The sequence below is a fragment of the Acinetobacter sp. 1566109 genome, from assembly GCF_000582255.1.
Classification (GTDB): domain Bacteria; phylum Pseudomonadota; class Gammaproteobacteria; order Pseudomonadales; family Moraxellaceae; genus Acinetobacter; species Acinetobacter nosocomialis.
The window spans coordinates 20,999-38,385 of sequence record NZ_JEYB01000038.1 but is presented as its reverse complement, the minus strand read 5'-3'; the positions used below and the strand labels follow the sequence as shown (position 1 = coordinate 38,385).

The 17,387-nt window shown below is 36.3% G+C and carries 17 protein-coding genes; 8 read left to right on the top strand and 9 right to left on the bottom strand.

From position 1 onward, the window contains the following. From J582_RS18695 to J582_RS18680, 4 genes are all read right to left on the bottom strand, one after another. Window positions 1-371: aminotransferase class III-fold pyridoxal phosphate-dependent enzyme (locus tag J582_RS18695; RefSeq protein WP_031983757.1), on the bottom strand; the 371-nt coding region annotated here is incomplete at its 3' end. Between the two features lie 138 nt (window positions 372-509). Continuing rightward, a complete protein-coding gene (locus tag J582_RS18690) occupies window positions 510-1,781 on the bottom strand; it encodes a Glu/Leu/Phe/Val family dehydrogenase (RefSeq protein ID WP_002048804.1) in 1,272 nt (423 codons plus the stop codon). Window positions 1,782-2,819: 1,038 nt separating this feature from the next. Next, the gene (locus J582_RS18685; RefSeq protein WP_031982079.1) at window positions 2,820-4,253 is read right to left on the bottom strand and encodes an amino acid permease; all 1,434 of its coding nucleotides are present in this window, start codon (window positions 4,251-4,253) and stop codon (window positions 2,820-2,822) included. Between the two features lie 415 nt (window positions 4,254-4,668). Next, complete coding sequence (locus J582_RS18680) at window positions 4,669-5,946, bottom strand: hypothetical protein (protein ID WP_032048380.1); 1,278 nt, start codon at window positions 5,944-5,946, stop codon at window positions 4,669-4,671. A 127-nt stretch (window positions 5,947-6,073) separates the two neighbouring features. Between J582_RS18680 and J582_RS18675 the strand changes: the two genes are divergently transcribed. Both J582_RS18675 and J582_RS18670 read left to right on the top strand, forming a co-directional pair. Next, a complete protein-coding gene (locus J582_RS18675; protein ID WP_031982083.1) occupies window positions 6,074-6,868 on the top strand; it encodes a class I SAM-dependent methyltransferase in 795 nt (264 codons plus the stop codon). A 15-nt stretch (window positions 6,869-6,883) separates the two neighbouring features. Next, entirely contained in the window at window positions 6,884-7,417 is a 534-nt protein-coding gene (locus J582_RS18670) for a hypothetical protein (RefSeq protein ID WP_002048806.1), read from the top strand. Window positions 7,418-7,465: 48 nt separating this feature from the next. Here the strand turns inward: J582_RS18670 and J582_RS18665 are convergent, their stop codons facing one another. Further along, window positions 7,466-8,038: a hypothetical protein gene (locus J582_RS18665; protein ID WP_006580734.1), complete on the bottom strand. Its 573-nt coding sequence runs from the start codon at window positions 8,036-8,038 to the stop codon at window positions 7,466-7,468. Between the two features lie 139 nt (window positions 8,039-8,177). Then, entirely contained in the window at window positions 8,178-8,645 is a 468-nt protein-coding gene (locus J582_RS18660) for a Holliday junction resolvase-like protein (RefSeq protein ID WP_031982084.1), read from the bottom strand. Between the two features lie 158 nt (window positions 8,646-8,803). Between J582_RS18660 and J582_RS18655 the strand changes: the two genes are divergently transcribed. The 4 genes from J582_RS18655 (at window position 8,804) to yccS (ending at window position 13,729) form a co-directional block, all read left to right on the top strand. After that, entirely contained in the window at window positions 8,804-9,448 is a 645-nt protein-coding gene (locus J582_RS18655; protein ID WP_031982086.1) for a ParA family protein, read from the top strand. Window positions 9,449-9,573: 125 nt separating this feature from the next. Beyond that, entirely contained in the window at window positions 9,574-10,692 is a 1,119-nt protein-coding gene (locus J582_RS18650; RefSeq protein WP_002048810.1) for an AI-2E family transporter, read from the top strand. Between the two features lie 116 nt (window positions 10,693-10,808). Then, a complete protein-coding gene (gene sodC, locus J582_RS18645) occupies window positions 10,809-11,384 on the top strand; it encodes a superoxide dismutase family protein (RefSeq protein WP_022575983.1) in 576 nt (191 codons plus the stop codon). A 194-nt stretch (window positions 11,385-11,578) separates the two neighbouring features. Then, a complete protein-coding gene (yccS, locus tag J582_RS18640; protein ID WP_032048379.1) occupies window positions 11,579-13,729 on the top strand; it encodes a YccS family putative transporter in 2,151 nt (716 codons plus the stop codon). Between the two features lie 36 nt (window positions 13,730-13,765). On the opposite strand, the gene J582_RS18635 is transcribed toward yccS, so the two are convergent. Continuing rightward, entirely contained in the window at window positions 13,766-14,995 is a 1,230-nt protein-coding gene (locus J582_RS18635) for an MFS transporter (RefSeq protein WP_031982090.1), read from the bottom strand. A gap of 368 nt (window positions 14,996-15,363) precedes the next feature. Next, window positions 15,364-15,729 carry a hypothetical protein gene (locus J582_RS18630; protein WP_002051788.1) on the bottom strand — a complete coding sequence of 122 codons (366 nt, stop codon included), beginning with the start codon at window positions 15,727-15,729 and terminating at the stop codon, window positions 15,364-15,366. A 221-nt stretch (window positions 15,730-15,950) separates the two neighbouring features. On the opposite strand from J582_RS18630, the gene J582_RS18625 reads away from it, so the two are divergent. Continuing rightward, window positions 15,951-16,538 carry an NAD(P)H-dependent oxidoreductase gene (locus tag J582_RS18625; RefSeq protein WP_002051666.1) on the top strand — a complete coding sequence of 196 codons (588 nt, stop codon included), beginning with the start codon at window positions 15,951-15,953 and terminating at the stop codon, window positions 16,536-16,538. 13 nt (window positions 16,539-16,551) lie between these two features. Beyond that, on the top strand, window positions 16,552-16,866 hold the full coding sequence (locus tag J582_RS18620; RefSeq protein WP_031982091.1) for a putative quinol monooxygenase: 315 nt from the start codon (window positions 16,552-16,554) through the stop codon (window positions 16,864-16,866). 45 nt (window positions 16,867-16,911) lie between these two features. On the opposite strand, the gene J582_RS18615 is transcribed toward J582_RS18620, so the two are convergent. Then, on the bottom strand, window positions 16,912-17,280 hold the full coding sequence (locus tag J582_RS18615) for a hypothetical protein (protein WP_031982092.1): 369 nt from the start codon (window positions 17,278-17,280) through the stop codon (window positions 16,912-16,914). Between the last annotated feature and the right edge of the window lie 107 nt (window positions 17,281-17,387).

Genomic DNA, 17,387 nt, shown 5'->3' with positions numbered 1-17,387 from the left:
TCGAGTCCAACTTTACGAGCAAGCTTTAATGCTGCTTCATTTGCTTCTGCACCTGAGTTACAGAAGAATACTTTGTCTGCAAATGTATTTTCAGTGAGTTGTTTAGCAAGACGCAGTACGGGTTCATTGGTATAACCATTGCCGACATGCCAAAGTTTTTTTGCTTGTTCTGTTAACGCATTGACTGCCACTGGATGCGCATGACCTAATGCATTTACTGCAATCCCGCCTGCAAAATCGATATATTCTTTATTTTCTTGATCCCAGATACGTGAACCTTCACCACGTACCGGAATGAAATTTGCCGGTGCAAATACTGGAACCATCCAGTCATTAAAGTTGCTTCGAGTTACAGAAATTGGCTGTTCCATGCTTACCTCAGTATCTATTTAATTTATTTAATCTGTCTTACTGTCTTTAATTCATTTAGAAAAAGGGACTGAACAAATAACCCTATACATCCTTTATATTTGCTCAGCCCACTTTTCCTAAAAGGTAATTTCCTCAGATTAGCCTGGGAAAATACCGCGTTCTTTACGAGCTTTTAAGATACGCTCACAAGCCAAGATGTAAGCTGCTGTACGTAAAGTACAAGCATTCTTATTCGCTGTATTCCAAACGTCATCCATTGCTTGAACCATCAACTTGTCTAAACGTTCGTTGATTTCTTCTTCGCTCCAGAAATAGCTCGCCATGTCTTGAACCCATTCGAAGTAACTTACAGTTACACCGCCGGCGTTACATACAACGTCAGGAACAACAACAATGCCACGCTCAACCAATACATCTTCAGCTTTAGGATAAGTCGGGCCGTTTGCGCCTTCCAAAATCAACTTAGCTTTAAGTTTTTCAGCACGCTCAACTGTGATTTGGCCTTCTAATGCAGCAGGAATAATGATGTCTACTTCAGCAGTCCAGAAATCTTCATCTGCAATTGATTGCGCACCAGCAAAACCGCCAACACCTTGGTTTGCGTTTACGTGCTCACGTAATGCAACAAGATCAATACCGTCAGCATTGAAAATTGTGCCAGTGTGGTCTTGAACGTGAGTGATTTTTGCTTTTGATTCAACAAATAAGAAAGCAGCTTCACTACCTACGTTACCAAAGCCTTGAACAGCAACTTTCGCGCCTTCAATTGGTAAGTTGATTTTTGCAGCAACTTCACGGCCAGTAACGAATACACCACGACCAGTCGCTTTAACACGTCCTAAAGAACCGCCTAAGTGAACTGGTTTACCAGTTACAACACCAGTCACTGTGTGACCTTGGCTAGTAGAATAAGTATCCATCATCCAACCCATGATATTGGCATTTGTACCAACGTCTGGAGCAGGAATGTCTTTTTGAGGTCCGATAATGTGACCAATTTCAGTCGTATAACGGCGAGTTAAACGCTCTAATTCACGCGTAGATAATTTACGTGGGTCAACACGGATACCACCTTTTGCACCACCAAATGGCAAGTTCAAAACAGCAGTTTTAATTGTCATCCATGCAGACAACGCCATCACTTCATTTAAATCAACATTTGGATGGTAACGAACACCACCTTTACCAGGACCGCGAGACAAGTTGTGTTGTACACGGTAGCCTTCAAAGTGCTGGATTGAACCGTCATCCATTACGATTGGTACATCAACAATAAGAGCACGCTTAGGGCGCTTTAAAGTATCGATATAATCAGCTAAGTGTTCTAGATATGGCGCTACACGGTCAATTTGTGCCAAGTAAGTTTGCCATGCATCGCTATGTTCGTTTACGTATGAAAGATCTGACATCTTTTTTCCTATATACCTACATAGACTCAGATGTGATAAATCCGTAGTCTTTATTATTCAGCAACCAAAACCTTGCAATAACAATGTTTTGATTTATTTATAAAATCTTCCGCTCTTCTAAAGCTTCAGACCTTTTAAATTCCATCTTGTGATATCAAAAGTAAGATTTACTTTTATATATCGATATCTTTTACAATCTTTCTCTTGCTCATCTGCTGTTTATAAAAAATGTCTTTATAAAAGCAAAAGTTCCACCGCAATCAACTCAAACAAGTCGATTGGAAATAAGTGCAAAAGAGGTGACATAACCGTTTGGGAGTTAAAAAGAACTAGGGTTCATAAAACAAAAAAACCATAAGTCCATGAAATTATTTTTGACTAATCGATAGATCCCTCCATTAGTCTTTTTAAATAAAAATTGTTCAATAATACTGCAAGCTTCACATCACTACTCAAGCTGATTAATCGCGCTTTCATATAGACATAAAATCTTTAAGTAAATATAGCACAAAGCAAGATAATTTAGAACATTTTAAAATAAACAAGCAGAGAAAAAATAATCAATTTCCCCGAAATTTTATAATAAAAAAGTAACAAAGCCTAAAAAAAGCCTCAGCCATAATAATTTTATTTTATGGAAATTAAAAAAATATTAAAATTAAAAATGGTTAAAAAATTACCATTTAATAACAATAACTTAATTAACAAAAAATTTCAAAAATCCTTCAAATTTTTTAGAAAATTTCATAATATTTTTTTGTACAGTCTTATTTAAAATAAAAAATAGAAATATAAAAATTACACAGCCATTAAATAATCATGTTAAACATATACTTATTTAAATACTTATAATAATTAGCTATTAATAACATTCCGATAAATGGTTAATTTATGAATCATTATTTGAATTTATTATTAAAATAAAAAAAACATTTTTAAAAAAAATATATAAAAGTACTCTTCTATGCACAATTTATAGACATAAAAAAAAGGTCCCATGAGGGACCTCTTATCAATCAAATTAAGCAGTAAATAGGCTTAGTTTAGAGCACTCTCTTTCTTACGATAAAAGACAAAATAGCTGATATAACACAGTAAGATAAAGATAATACAGCAGATAAATCCAACCTGCATAGATGGATCAAACACCATACTGATACAAGTAACTATACAAAATAGCCCACCTACAATTGGAGTAAGAGGGAAAAGCGGAGCAGCGAAACGTAAATCTTTTGCTGTCTTTCCTGACTTATACCATTGTCTACGGAAGTTAAATTGTGAAATACAAATGGCAATCCAAACAACAACCATTGTAAAGGCAGCAACACCTAACAAATTTTTGAAAATTGTTTCTGGTGCAAACTGTTCTGAAAGCAACCCAGGAATAGCACCAAACATCGTCACAATAATGGCAACAATAGGTGTGCCAGATGGTGTAAGTTTAGCGAAAATTTTAGGTAATTGATTTTTTGCTGAAAGCGACCACATCATTCGTGATGCAGCAAATAAACCAGAATTGGCAGCTGAAAGCAGCGCCGTAATAATTACGAAGCGGATAATGTCTTCTGCATACGGAATACCAATATAATTAAATACTGTCACAAATGGACTACTGCTCACATCATTTGCATTAAGACCAGCAAGATGAAATGGAAGCAAAGAACAAATGACAACAATTGTCCCCACAAAGAATATGAGCAAACGCCAAATCGCTGCATTAATTGCCTTAGGTACAGTCTTTGCCGGTTCCTCCGCCTCACCTGCAGCAACTCCAATAAGCTCAGTACCAGAGAAGGCAAAGTTTACAATGAGCATGGTTGTGAAAATTGGGAATAAACCGTGCGGGAACCAACCTTGAGCCGTTAAATTGCTGAATAACGGCGCTGTTTCATGTCCGTGATAAGGAATAAAACCAAAAATTGCCAATAAACCCAAAGTAATAAATACAATAATTGTTATAACTTTAATCAGAGCAAGCCAGAACTCAGATTCAGCAAATAAACGCGTTGAACTAATATTAAGGAAAAAGACAAGACCACCAAAAAACAAAGTCCACGCCCAAACAGAAGTAGATGGAAACCATTCCTTAACCAGCAAAGCTGCGGCAGTAAATTCAGTTCCTAAAGTGGCAGTCCAAGTCAACCAATATAGCCAGGTAATCATATAACCTGTGCCTGGACCAATATAGCGTCGTGCGTATTCACCGAAAGAGCCCGATTCAGGCACATGAACCGCTAGCTCACCAAGACAGAGCATAACGGTGTAGGCAATCAAACCGCCCAAGAAATAAGAGATAATTGCGCCAATTGGGCCAGCTTGAGCAATTACGTCGCCAGACCCTAAAAAAAGACCTGTACCTATGGCACCGCCAAGGGAGATCATCACCAAATGTCGAGTACTCATTGCTCGTTTCAAAGGTGCAGAACTTCCATGTTGCGATGCATCATTATTCCGATAATTTAATGATTGCATATAAAAAAACTGTAACGACAATTTAGTAAAAAATCATTTTAGGAGAAAAAAATAAATATGCAATTATCTTTGAATAGTGAAGCTATTTTAAGCACACCTTCTCAAAACAAATAAAATTGCAATAAAAAACAATTAATTAATAGACTCCAAAGCAATCATTGTATTTTAAACAACCCAACAATATTTCTTTAATTTATATAAAACTAAAAACCATTAATTTTTAAATATAATAATTTTTCGCTTAATTTATCATGGCTACTTTTAGCTCTATCTTTATTTAAAAATTAATCGCATTATTTATTTAAATAATGACTTTTGATTTTATATACAAATAAATTAATAAAAAAATATTTTTTGAGCAAAAAATAAAGCCCAAATTTGAAGATTTGGACTTTATTTAATCAGTAAATTAAAATTAATAACTGGTCAGTACAAATTGTTGCGATGGTTGAACTGAACCTTCAATGTAGTCACAAACGCCTTGTTCATCACAATCTAAATTGAATTGCTTGTAGCTCAATGCAAAAAAATCAGAATATTGTTTAATGACAAACGGACTCATATCCGAGCTTAATGCGTCACCTTGTTTAAATAATTTAATAATTTTTCGGTCATTCATACCTAACAAATAAATTTCATTATTTAATTCAATGTGTGCAACTCCAGTCTGCTCTGCCACGATCGGAATCAGATATGATGTATTTGCGAGCAGCACATCTACAGCATAGCTTTCAAGTTTCAAATTAATTAAATTGAATACCAAGACTGTACCAGAGTGAGTCTGCAAACCTTTTTTATAGCTTGCAGCTTGCTGGATGTACTGAATTTTAATTCCAAGCTTTTGGAAGTCGTGCTCAGTCGCCTGCTTTGTTTTTACAAGACTACGTGTAATGGCTTGCTTGAGCGGGTTATCTAAATAACGCTCATCTAATTGAAAATCATTTTGTCGTAAAATTTTCAATAACATGCTGTCATGATATGTCAGCACATTGGCAAGTACATTACGATAATAGAATTTACTTTGTTTTTTGATTTTACGAACGTGTTGATAGAAATACGTTTCATCAAATTCATGTTCAATAAAATCATGTAAAAGACTTGAACTCGCCAATACAGATAAAGCTTCATGCCCTGTAAAAGGTAAATGAATCGTATGTAAACTTGGCAATAGCTCTTTTATTTTTAAGTAATGTTCGCGATCGACAACAAAGTAAGGATCATAAACAATAATATATTCACGACTTGCATCTACATCTTGCAACTGAATTTGCATATCTTTATTTGCAACAGCATCAAAGAATTCAGCATAGCGGCGGTCTTCAACCTGTTCAGGGTCAATTGAATATTGAGGAACAAATGCAATGATTCGATTCATATTTAATAAGTTCGAATACTTGATTGCTGCATAGCCGCCCATTGAGCCGCCATAACCTACAATATTTTTAAAACGCTGAATAACAGGCAAAATGGCTTTAGCCATTTCAACCATACTGGCTTTTGGGAACCATGATTTTTGTTTTGGCATAATCCCAATAACATTGTATTGGTACTTTATTAGAGACTTTTCAGCATTGATAGATAAGCCACTCGCTCGGGTAATCAAATCGCCAAAAGAGAGAACTAATGTATTAGAATCGCCTTGTAAAAAAATGGCTCTAATGTGTTCGTCTTCAAAAATAATTTGCTTATCCATGCTCACACCGAAAGAAAATTTACTCCCACATACATCGTCAAAAATGAAACAAAATAGGTGTTTTGCCAATTTATGATTGCGGAGTATCTTATTTTATAGATGCCAGTCAGATTAAAAAGCGCAAAATATGACACAATCCTTACATCCTGCCGCTCAAAAAGGATTCAGCTCCGCTGCGGAGCTTTATCAGCAAGTTAGGCCGAATTATCCAGCAGAAATAGTCAGTTGGCTGCAAGAACGTCTCCAAATACATGAAAATTCTACTGTTATTGATCTTGGCTCAGGTACTGGCAAATTCTTACCCTACTTAAAACAAACACGTGCCAATATTATTGCAGTAGAGCCAATTGGCGAGATGTTACAACAGCTTCAGCAAGCCTATACTGATATTAAAACTTTACAGGCATTTAGCCATGCTATTCCGGTAAATGATCAACAAATTGATGCGGTCATTTGCGCTCAATCTTTCCATTGGTTCGACAACATGGAAACACTGACCGAAATCCATCGAATATTAAAACCGCAAGGACATTTAGGTCTCGTTTGGAATCAGCGTGATGAGCGTACAGACTGGGTGAAAGCCTTAGCCGATTTTTTACTACCTCTTGAAGGCGATACACCGCGTTACCATAGTGAAAAGTGGAAAAAGGTTTTTGAAAACCAAAATCTATTTAGTTTTGACAGATTAGAAACTTTTTCGCAATCACAGCATGGTACTGTCGAACAAGTGGTGAGTAAAAGATTACTCTCTACAAGTTTTATTGCAGCAATGACTGAAAAAGATCAATTACAGCTCAAAGCTCAATTTGAAAAAATTGTTTATGATTTTACAGGGCTAGGCCCACAAGATCAGATTGATTTTCCATATGTCACATATGCATATCACTTTCAGAAAAGTACGTCGTCAAATCATAGAGAATAGGTTCGGTTGAAAGCTATGTTTAAAAAAACGCCTCATATCATTTTAATGTCTTTGCTCAGCTCTAGCCTATTATTGACTGCTTGTAAAAAAGCAGATGAACCAGCAAAGACCGAACAACATCAGACAAATTCATCTACCGATCAGGTGATGGAAAAGCTCAATGAAAGACCTGTTAAAAAGTTCGCAGCCACTGCTGACGATGCGCATGACATTGCTTTATTAGAAGACTATGACCGTCGCTTTACTGAAATGAGCGATGAAATGGAAACTGAACTAGAAAAAATGCATGCAGCAGGTACACTTACCACAGAGTTTGAACAAAAACGTACACTTGATAATGTTCGCTCAGCATTGACCATGTTAAAAGACCTCGACTTAAAAACTGAACAAGGTCGCTATATTCAAGGCTTACTTTATCAATATTGGGAAAATCAAGAAAAACATATCAGTGATAAACAGGCCAATAAAGATGAACAAGTCAATCAACTTGCTGACTACTTACAAGCTCAGAATCAGTTGAAATACTGGAAAGCTTCACAGCAGCATTAATTTTATAGTGTGCAATAAAAAGCCTTCTGAACAAGAAGGCTTTTTAATTTATATATTTTGTTTTTCAACCCAATGAATCGATTGAACACGAAATAACTCACAAGCACCATCACCTGTATCACTTGAGGTTAAAGATGATCGCCAAACTAAATTTTTATCTTTAATTTCGACCAATTCACCTTTGAGGTATACCAAGTCACCGCGCTTAACTTGTTTAATTTGTTGAGCAATTTGAGGACTCGCAGGAATGATGTGCATATTAGACACCATTTGCATCGCTTGCTCAGCAGGTACAGGAAGCTTACTCATTTTCCAGTTCAAATAGCGGTCATACTGTTTAACTGAAATGGTACGAGCAATATCTGGTTGAGCAAATAGCCCCCAACTTACCGCATAATCGATCGGTGAGAACTTAGCTTGTTCATCATTTTTATAAATTTTTGAACCTAAAATTCTAAAATTGCCTTGAAATGGCTGTAACACAGAAATTGACTGATCTTTTTCAATCGGTAACAAACCATTTGCAATATTATATTCACCAGAAGTAGAGGCCGTCGAAGCAAAAGCTGAGCTGATACATAAAGAGGCCAATAAGCCTAACATTACATGTTGTTTTTTCATCGCTTTATACCTCAAATATTACTAGATCAAATGCAGCAGATCTCTAATTTATAGTAGCTCTAAGCGATGAAAAAAATATCGGTATTTAGTAACAATACAGATCAATTTCGTCTATTTTTGTGCTTAATTAAATTGATTGTTAATCTTCAAAATCAATTCGCAACGTTTCAAAGCGTACCTTTCCTTCTTTTATTGCTTGAGCAATTGCTTGCTGTCCTTTGGTTAGACGAGCTCCCCCACTTTTAATATCAAGCAAGATAATCTGGATATCCTCGGCAGTTCCATCTCCATCTCTAAAATCGGTATAGCCATCAAAAATAACATAATCAACCGGGTCACCCAAAAATTTGGCATCACTTGGTAAGTATTGAAACTCAGGTAAAATCGGAGCAAATTGTTCTGCCATTTTACCTTTTAATACAGCGCGGCTTGTATTCACACTCCGCTTTTGTGCCTGAGCAAGGGCCTGTTGATGCTCAAGCTCTAACTCTGCAATGTATTGCTCGTATTCAGCCTTGATTCGACCATTACGGGTATTTGATAAAACAAGCGTTGTGATAATAATACCAATACCAGCACCTATAAGCATGGCCAGCCATACGGACATAAATTTTCCTTAATAAATACATATCATCACGGTAGATGAGCAATCATATCTAAAATTACGAACTAGCTTAAACTTTTGTCAAAGGCAGTCATCTACTTCTCATAAAAAGATGCTAAGGTATAAGCAGAACAAGTGTGCTGCTGAATATAACTGAATTTATGAAAACGATACTTATTGCAAATCAAAAAGGTGGATGCGGAAAAACCATGACAGCCATTACGTTGGCAACAGCTTTGGCACAAAAAGGATATAAAGTAGCTTTAGCGGACTCTGATAACCAGAAATCTTCCTTACAATGGTTAAAGCAACGTCCAGAAAATGTAGCTGCAATTCAAAGCCTTGATTGGCGCCAAGAAAAATCTATTGGTGATGCACCTAAAAATTTAGATTATTTAATTATTGATGCACCCGGCGCTCTTTCAGGCGACCATGCTGAACAATTAGTCAGCGAAGCTCATGCGATTATTACACCACTTCAACCTTCATTTTTTGATATCGACAGTACACGTCGTTTTCTCAAGCATTTGCAGGATATTAAACGTATTCGCAAAGGAAAAGTACAAATTTTACTGCTTGCAAATCGTGTTAAACCGAATAATGCTAGCTCAAAAGATATTCAGCAATTTTTTGAAAAAATCGAACATGAACCGATTGCATGGATTGCAGAGCGTAGTGCTTATGGCAGTTTAGCAATGCAAGGTTTGAGTGTGTTTGATAAACCACAAAAAAACTTTATTGCAATCCAAAGCCAGTGGCAGCCACTTTTAAATAAACTAATCGAAGATAAGTCCGAGTGGTTTTAAAAATAACTTTTTCATTTTTATTGAGCAGGAATGTATAGATCAGCATTTCTGCCTAAAATTTGCCTCAGGTCATTTTTCAGTTAATATGACCCCATTCTATTTAAATAATTAGAGAATTTTTGTTCGTGCATCCATACGCTCCTACTTTACAGCGCGTTTTATTGTTTGGGCTGTTTTTCATCCTGTTATTTTTAGGATTTAACATCCTGAAGTACTTTATTGTACCTGTAGTTTGGGCTGCGATTATCGCTTACATGACTTGGCCAATTTATTTAAGAATTCAGCGTTTTTTTGGCGAAAACCGTAATAATTTAAATGCCACAGTCATGATTAGCTTTGTTATTTTAGTTGTTGGTGTACCCCTAATCTGTGCTATTTTTATTTTGCAACATGAAGGTCGCAATCTCTATCTTGATTTACAGCGTCAGGTTTTTTCTGGTCATTTAAGCGTACCTGATTTCATTAAAAATCTTCCTTTTATTGGCAAAGAAATAACTAGAACACTAAATGATATAAACACCGACCCAAATAGTACGATTCAGAGTATTGCAGCTTGGATACAAAGCCATTTAAGTTATGGGCGAGTTTTAATCAATGAAATTAGTAAAAATCTCGTCAAACTTGGTTTTGCAATTTTAAGTCTTTTCTTCTTTTACCGTGACGGTCACACGATCTTAACTCAAGTGAGTAAAGCCTTAGAAATGGTGATTGGCCTACGTATTCACCATTATCTAGATACAATTTCAGAAACAACCCGTGCCGTTGTCTATGGTGTCGGTTTAACTGCAATTGCTCAAGCAGTACTTGCTGGATTGAGTTATTTCGTCGCTGGTGTACCCAATCCAATGGTGCTCACGATTGCGACGTTCTTATTAGCACTCATTCCCTTCGGTACCCCTGTTTCCTATTTAGGTGTTGGTCTATGGCTGTTTTCACAAGGGCAAACCATGGAAGCCATTGGCGTGGTTTTATGGGGTGTTCTTATTGTAAGTAGCTCAGACAATGTGATTCGCCCACTTGTAATTTCTGGTGCAACTCAAATTCCGTTTTTACTGATTATGTTTGGTGTATTGGGTGGTATTGCGAGTTTTGGTTTAGTCGGTTTATTTATTGGCCCTGTTATTTTAGCTGTTTTATTAGCGATTTGGCGTGAATGGCTTCATGAAACGATTGATCCTGAACCCATGCCCAAAACGACCATGATTTATGATTCGGATGATGATTTACCACCATCTAAAAATTAAGCCAATGATTTAAAAATGTTTCAGGATACAAAGTGACTATTTAAATTAACTTGTAGGGTTTACAGGCCTTTGCTTGAATAAAAAAATCAGATTTATATCTATAAGGACATCTAATAATGCCAGTATTAAATAAAATGAGTGCAGTATGTGCACTAACAGCTTTATTAACAGTTGGTTGTAGTACGGTAAGCAAAACAGTATCTGATACGACTCATGCATTAACGACAATGCATACCAAAAAAGTAGTCGATGTAAATGAAGTCACAGCTAATGGGATTGGTAAAAAAATAGGGACGATTAGCTTTCAAGACAGTGATAAAGGCTTAATTATTACCCCTGCTTTAGCAGATTTACCAAGCGGTACTCGTGGTTTCCATATTCATGAAAATGCATCGTGTGCTCCTGCTGTTAAAGATGGAAAACAAGGTGCTGCTTTAGCTGCAGGTAGTCATTATAATCCTAATCAAGCACCACATCATGGTACGCCAACTAACGGGCACTTGGGCGACTTACCAGCATTAGTCGTCGACAGCACCGGTGTTGCTACCACCGCTGTTATTGCGCCACGTTTAAAACTTGCTGACATTCAAGGTCGCGCAATCATGATTCATGCGGGCGGTGATAACTATTCAGATTCTCCTCTACCTTTAGGCGGTGGCGGAGCACGAATTGCCTGTGGCGTAATTCAATAATTTGTTATTTTTTAAATTGTGGGTATCTAAAAAGATATCCACAATTTTGTTATTTTATTAAGCAGTTTAGACAAATTAATTATTATAAAATCTTAAAAACAAACTGACTTTTTTAAATAAAACGCATAATATTTTTCAAGTAATAAAAATTTAAATATCCCTTATCACGTACCCTCTCATTTAGAAAAAAAGCCGTGAATTATTTGACTCAAATATTTAATCGTTTTAAAGCGAATTCAATTTTAATTTACTGCCTGCAAATTTTAATTGTACTCACAGGCACAACTTTAGGCTTACTGTGGTTGGGTCATAACGAACTCATTGTTCCTGTAACGTTAGGTGCGATTGCCGCAGCACTAACAGATTTTGATGATCGCTTAAGTCTTCGTTTACGCAACTTACTGTATGTCTGCCTACTCTTTTTTACTGTCAGCACTATTCTTGGATTTTTAGCACCCTATAAACTTTTATTTATTTTATATCTTTCAATTTCAAGTGCTTGTTTCATTTTATTGGGCGCCTTAGGTCAGCGCTACGCTACCATTTCTTTTGGTACAATTTTACTTTCAATTTATAGCATGTTTGGTTTAGGAGAATATGCTCACTGGTATCAACAGCCTACTTATTTTGTCTATGGCGCACTGTGGTACGGTCTAACTTCTATTTTATTTTTTCTTTTAAAACCAACCCTTCCTTTACAAGATAAGCTTTCGCAAATTTTTGAAGAAATCTCTGCCTTACTTCAAGCTAAAGCACGCTTGTTCGATCCTGATAATAAAGAAAATGTTGAACAGCTTTTATTTGAATTATCACTCCAAAATACGCAAGTCGCGCAAAGTCTTAACCAAATACGTAGTTCCCTGCTAACTCGTCTTAAGGCATCACGAGTCAGTAATAAAAGTATTTACTGGTTAAATCTGTACTTTTTTGCCCGCGATATACATGAACAAGCGACTTCTAATTATCTACACTACGAACATATTCAACAAAACTTTAGCCGTAGTGATCTTATTTTCCGTTTTCAAAAAAATCTGCGTCTACAGGCCCAAGCTTGCCACGATTTAGCCCAATGTATTTTGCATAATCAGCAATATCAGTCTTCTCAAGAAGGACAAATTGTTTTAAACCATCTGGAAAGTTCTTTAAAAGACTGGATACAACAACACCCGCAAAATTTTGAAGTTAAAAATCTAAAATTGATTTTTAATAATTTAAAAGGCATGCATGAACAATTTGAACAGCTTCAATATACGCAGCCATTTAATGAAACGCTAAGTCAAAACAAACAAGAACACCTCAATTTACTAGATGATGATATTCAAGGTTTTTCTGATCTTGTATTAAAAATTCGGCAGCAACTAACACCACAATCTGCCCTATTTAGACATGCAATACGAATTGCGGTTGTGTTTGCTGCGGGTTACGCAATTTCTCTATTACCTTTTGCCCAACATGGCTACTGGATTTTACTCACTAGTTTATTTGTTTGCCAAATTACTTACTTTGCAACCAAAAGCCGTTTAAAGCTTAGAACAATTGGAACCTTACTTGGCGTTTTATGGGGTATTCCTATTTTGTATTTTGTTCCAAGCATTGAAGGTCAACTCATTCTCACTATTATTTGTGGAGTTAGCTTTTTCTACTTGCGCCAGAAGAAATATGCGTTGGCAACACTGATGGCAACCTTAATGGTATTGCTCATTTTCAACTTAAAAGGTGCAGGTTTCAGTATTATTTTACCTCGTCTAATCGACACCTTATTAGGCTGCTTTATTGCATGGCTTGCTGTTAATTTTATATGGCCAGACTGGAACTTTCGTAATATTCCAAACAATATTAAAAAAAGTAGCCAAGCCACACTGGATTACTTCAATGTGATTGTTGAGCAATACCAGCATGGTAAAAATCAGGACATTGAATATCGTAGAATTCGCCGTGCTGCACATAATGCACAAATTGAGCTCTCGAATATGATTTCGAGCTTAAGTGCTGAGCCCAACCCAAAACCAGAGCTGATTCATTACGCCTTTCGTTATTTAGTTTATAGTCATAGCCAGTTGAGTTATGTCGCAGCATTAGGTAGCCAAAGACAAAAAATTGAAGATCAACAGGTATTACAGCTTTTACTGGATTGCCAGCAAATTCTTAACCAAAGTTTATTTGAACAAGTTTCTGTTGACTTGAATTTTATTGAGCAAACTTTAAAGCAAATTCAAAGCTTAACAACTCATGAAGACTTTTCAGAAAGCTACACGCTCGTGTTAAAACAAATGAGCTTACTATTAGAAACCTTGCCTGAGTTGTTGACTCTTAAAGGCAAACTTTTAGAACAAGAAATTAAGTAGAATAAAAAATACCGGAATATAAATTCCGGTATTTTTTTAATGTAAATTTTGTGCAACTCTTTCCTGCATTTCCCCTTTTAAAGCCAAGCGTGGTTGAGTAAACCACAGTGCGATAAATGCAAAAGCAGATAGCACGAAAGCCCATAAGTGAAATTGAGTATAGAGATAACGTACCAGCTCAATCATTGCAAAAAAGCTCGTCATTAATAGCATTGAAACAGCAGCAGCTACAGTTCCTTTCGACACTTCAGATGACATCAGTGCAAAGCGATACAACACTGAGAAACTAATTCCTTCACCAAAACAAATGAGTGTCATTCCTGTAAGTAAACAAGGAATTAAATAGGTTTGCCAAACAACACCTAATATTAAAATGACTGTACCAGTGAGCATAATTGGTAAACCAATCAGGACTGTTTTACCTAAAGCCAAACGGTCAATAATTTTAATTAAAACGATGTTACCTACAATTAAACCTAAAAATACTGGGAATTGAGCTAATCCATATTGCACACTCGTTAGCTTGAGCTCATCGACCAAAATAATTGGCGATAATGCAATCCAAAGCATAAGCGGCATACCGACAAGCGGTAAGGCTAGCGTTAAACCAAGGAATTGCCGATTGCTAAATACTTTTTTAAAGTCATCAAAAAGATAACTAAAAGGCTGTTTGGTCACACTTACCTTCTGACTCGGCATTTGTTTCTTTAAGCCAACCCAACTCAGCAGTGCAAGTAAAGCAATTGCCACAAAACCCCAGTGCCAAGATACATAATCAATTAAGAAAGCTCCAAGTACAGGTCCTAGCAAGGGCGCAAGCAATGAGATGTTTGCCATGAGTGCCATGACTTTAATTGCATCACGTTCGGCAAAATTTTCTTGAATTGCCGCATATCCGACTGCTGAAATTACACTTAGCCCAATACCTTGTAGAAAACGTAGCGTCAGAAAGTGTTCGATTTGTTTTGTTAATAAAATTAAAAAACAACATAAGGCAAAAAATAATACACCAGTTAAAAGAACTTTCTTACGGCCCAATCGGTCTGATAAAGGCCCAAGTAACCATGCAACAGATGCACCACCTAATAAATAAAATGACATTGAAGACGGTGCCCAAGTTGCACTCACACCAAAATCTTCAGTAATTGCCAACATAGCTGGCTGAATCAGGTCATTACCAATATAAACCGCAAATTCAAATAGCACTAAAGCTAAAGGAAACATCAACGTTGTACGGTTCAACGCTGTCGTTTGAATATTATTCATGAGTTGTACACTTCAAAATAGCGGCCAAAATGTCTCAGCAACTACATATTGAAATAAATAATGTAGTCATGACGATGACAGTATGGTCAGTCAATCTTTAGTTAAGCTGTTATATGCCGTGAGAGTGCATGTTTAGAATGTGAAACACCGTATTCACAAGGTGTCTAAGACAAGAAAAAATGTATGACGTGAGATTCGGTAATTTTTACCATTTGGCTTAATTGCCGGATGACACAATATCACTTTTTATATTGATCAGCAATCGGACAATTTCAACCATTTTAAATTCTATATTTTGCTTAGCCTCAATCCACTTTTATATTGTGAATAACCTTAAAGTTATCCACATATCTCCTAAAGATTCAGCCTTAAGGACAAGGATTAACTTGGAAATCTGTTGTTTCCTGCCCTTTTGTACATTGGTAGCTTTGCTTTTTATTTACGATTTTCCAAATGGTCTGATCACGTTTTAATAAATATTCAGTACGTGTTTTTGATATAGCATCTTCACTAGGCACAGTTTGTAAAATAGTTACTTGTGCATTAGAAGCATCATCCAAAGCATTCATTTGCTGTGAAATACTTAAATTACTTGCGTTATTTAAAAGGTTGGGTTGATCGATCAAAACAGCTTGTATCGGACTATTAGCTTGAGGTGTAGGTGGGTTTGTATTCGGTGTACATGCACTCAGAACCAATAAATTACACATCATGAGTAAACCAATTTTTTTCATACTCAACTCCACCACAACTTCACCTTGATGCTAAAGGCTACAAACAATTTTTTCCGTTCAACTTTGTAAAATATATCTTTCAAGTAAAGCATAAATACAATATATCCAGTCCATATTAGTGATTTTTACTCAATAATATTTTTCCAATTACTGCATTTTTCTCTAAGAGTATCTTCTCTAAAGTATCGTTCAAGTTTAAGAATTGAATTAGAGAAACTTCCATGAGCAATATTTTAGTCATTAATGGCGCTAAACAATTTGCGCATTCAAATGGTGAATTAAATGACACACTCACGGCATTGGCAACGGACCATCTCACTGAATTAGGCCATGACGTACAAGTCACTCGTGCAGATAGCGACTACAATGCAGAAGCTGAGGTAGAAAAATTCTTATGGGCAGATGTCGTGATTTATCAAATGCCCGGCTGGTGGATGGGTGCACCGTGGACTGTAAAGAAATATATTGATGATGTATTTACAACAGGTCACGGTTCATTATATGCAAACGATGGTCGTAGCCGTTCTGATGCCTCAAAAAAATATGGTTCAGGTGGTTTAATTCATGACAAGAAATATATGCTGTCACTCACTTGGAATGCACCGATGGAAGCATTTGACGATGCGGATCAGTTCTTCCACGGCGTTGGTGTAGATGGTGTTTATTTACCATTTCATAAAGCCAATCAGTTTTTAGGTATGAGCACTCTGCCAACTTTCATTGTAAACGATGTGATTAAAATGCCTGACATTGATAGTTATGTTGAAGAATATAAAGCACATCTAAACACTGTATTTGCAGCAGCTTAATAAGGAGAACACAATGCTTACCATTATTGCGGAAATTCGTATTCAATCGGGCGGACAGCACCGCCAAAACGTATTGGATGCATTTCAGAAAATCATTCCAACTGTTTTAGCAGAAGAAGGTTGTCATGGTTATAAACCTTTAATTGACCATAAATCAAATGCGAGCTTCCAGACTCAAGAGCCTGACACGATTGTTATGTTAGAAAAATGGGAAAGCGTGGCTCATCTTGAAGCACACTTAGCTACACCTCATATGCAAGCGCATCATGAAGCAGTCAAAGATGATGTCGTTGATGTCAAAATTAGAATTTTAGAGAGTGGCGCATAATTTAAAGGGTATAAAAAAGACGATATATTTATCGTCTTTTTATTTTTATGAGCAAAGCTGTGTTTGGAAACCTTTAGTATTTTTTCCTCTCGCACATTGGTAGCTCTTTTGCTTATTTTGCAATTGCCACTTTTCATCGACTAATTTAAATGAATATTCTGTACGAATAGCTAAAACAGAGTCATCCATTAAACCTGTTTGAATGACCGTAATACGAGAAACAGTCGGAGACTCTACACGGTTAAACACTTGCTGAACTGAGGTGTTATTGTGCTCTTTTACAATCTCAGGTTGAGCTTTAAGTACTTGTTGCATTGGGGTTTCCGAACCCACAAATGGAATTAATTTACTGGTCGTCGCACACCCAGTGAAAAGTCCAGCACAAAGTGCCGAAATTAAAAATAAACGTTGCATCTTTATCACCAAAACAAAAGGCATAGCTTTATGATGCTATGCCTTGCTCGGTTACTCTGTAGAAACTATGTAGTTGTAAGTATGCCTACTCTTTTACAGACCAAATA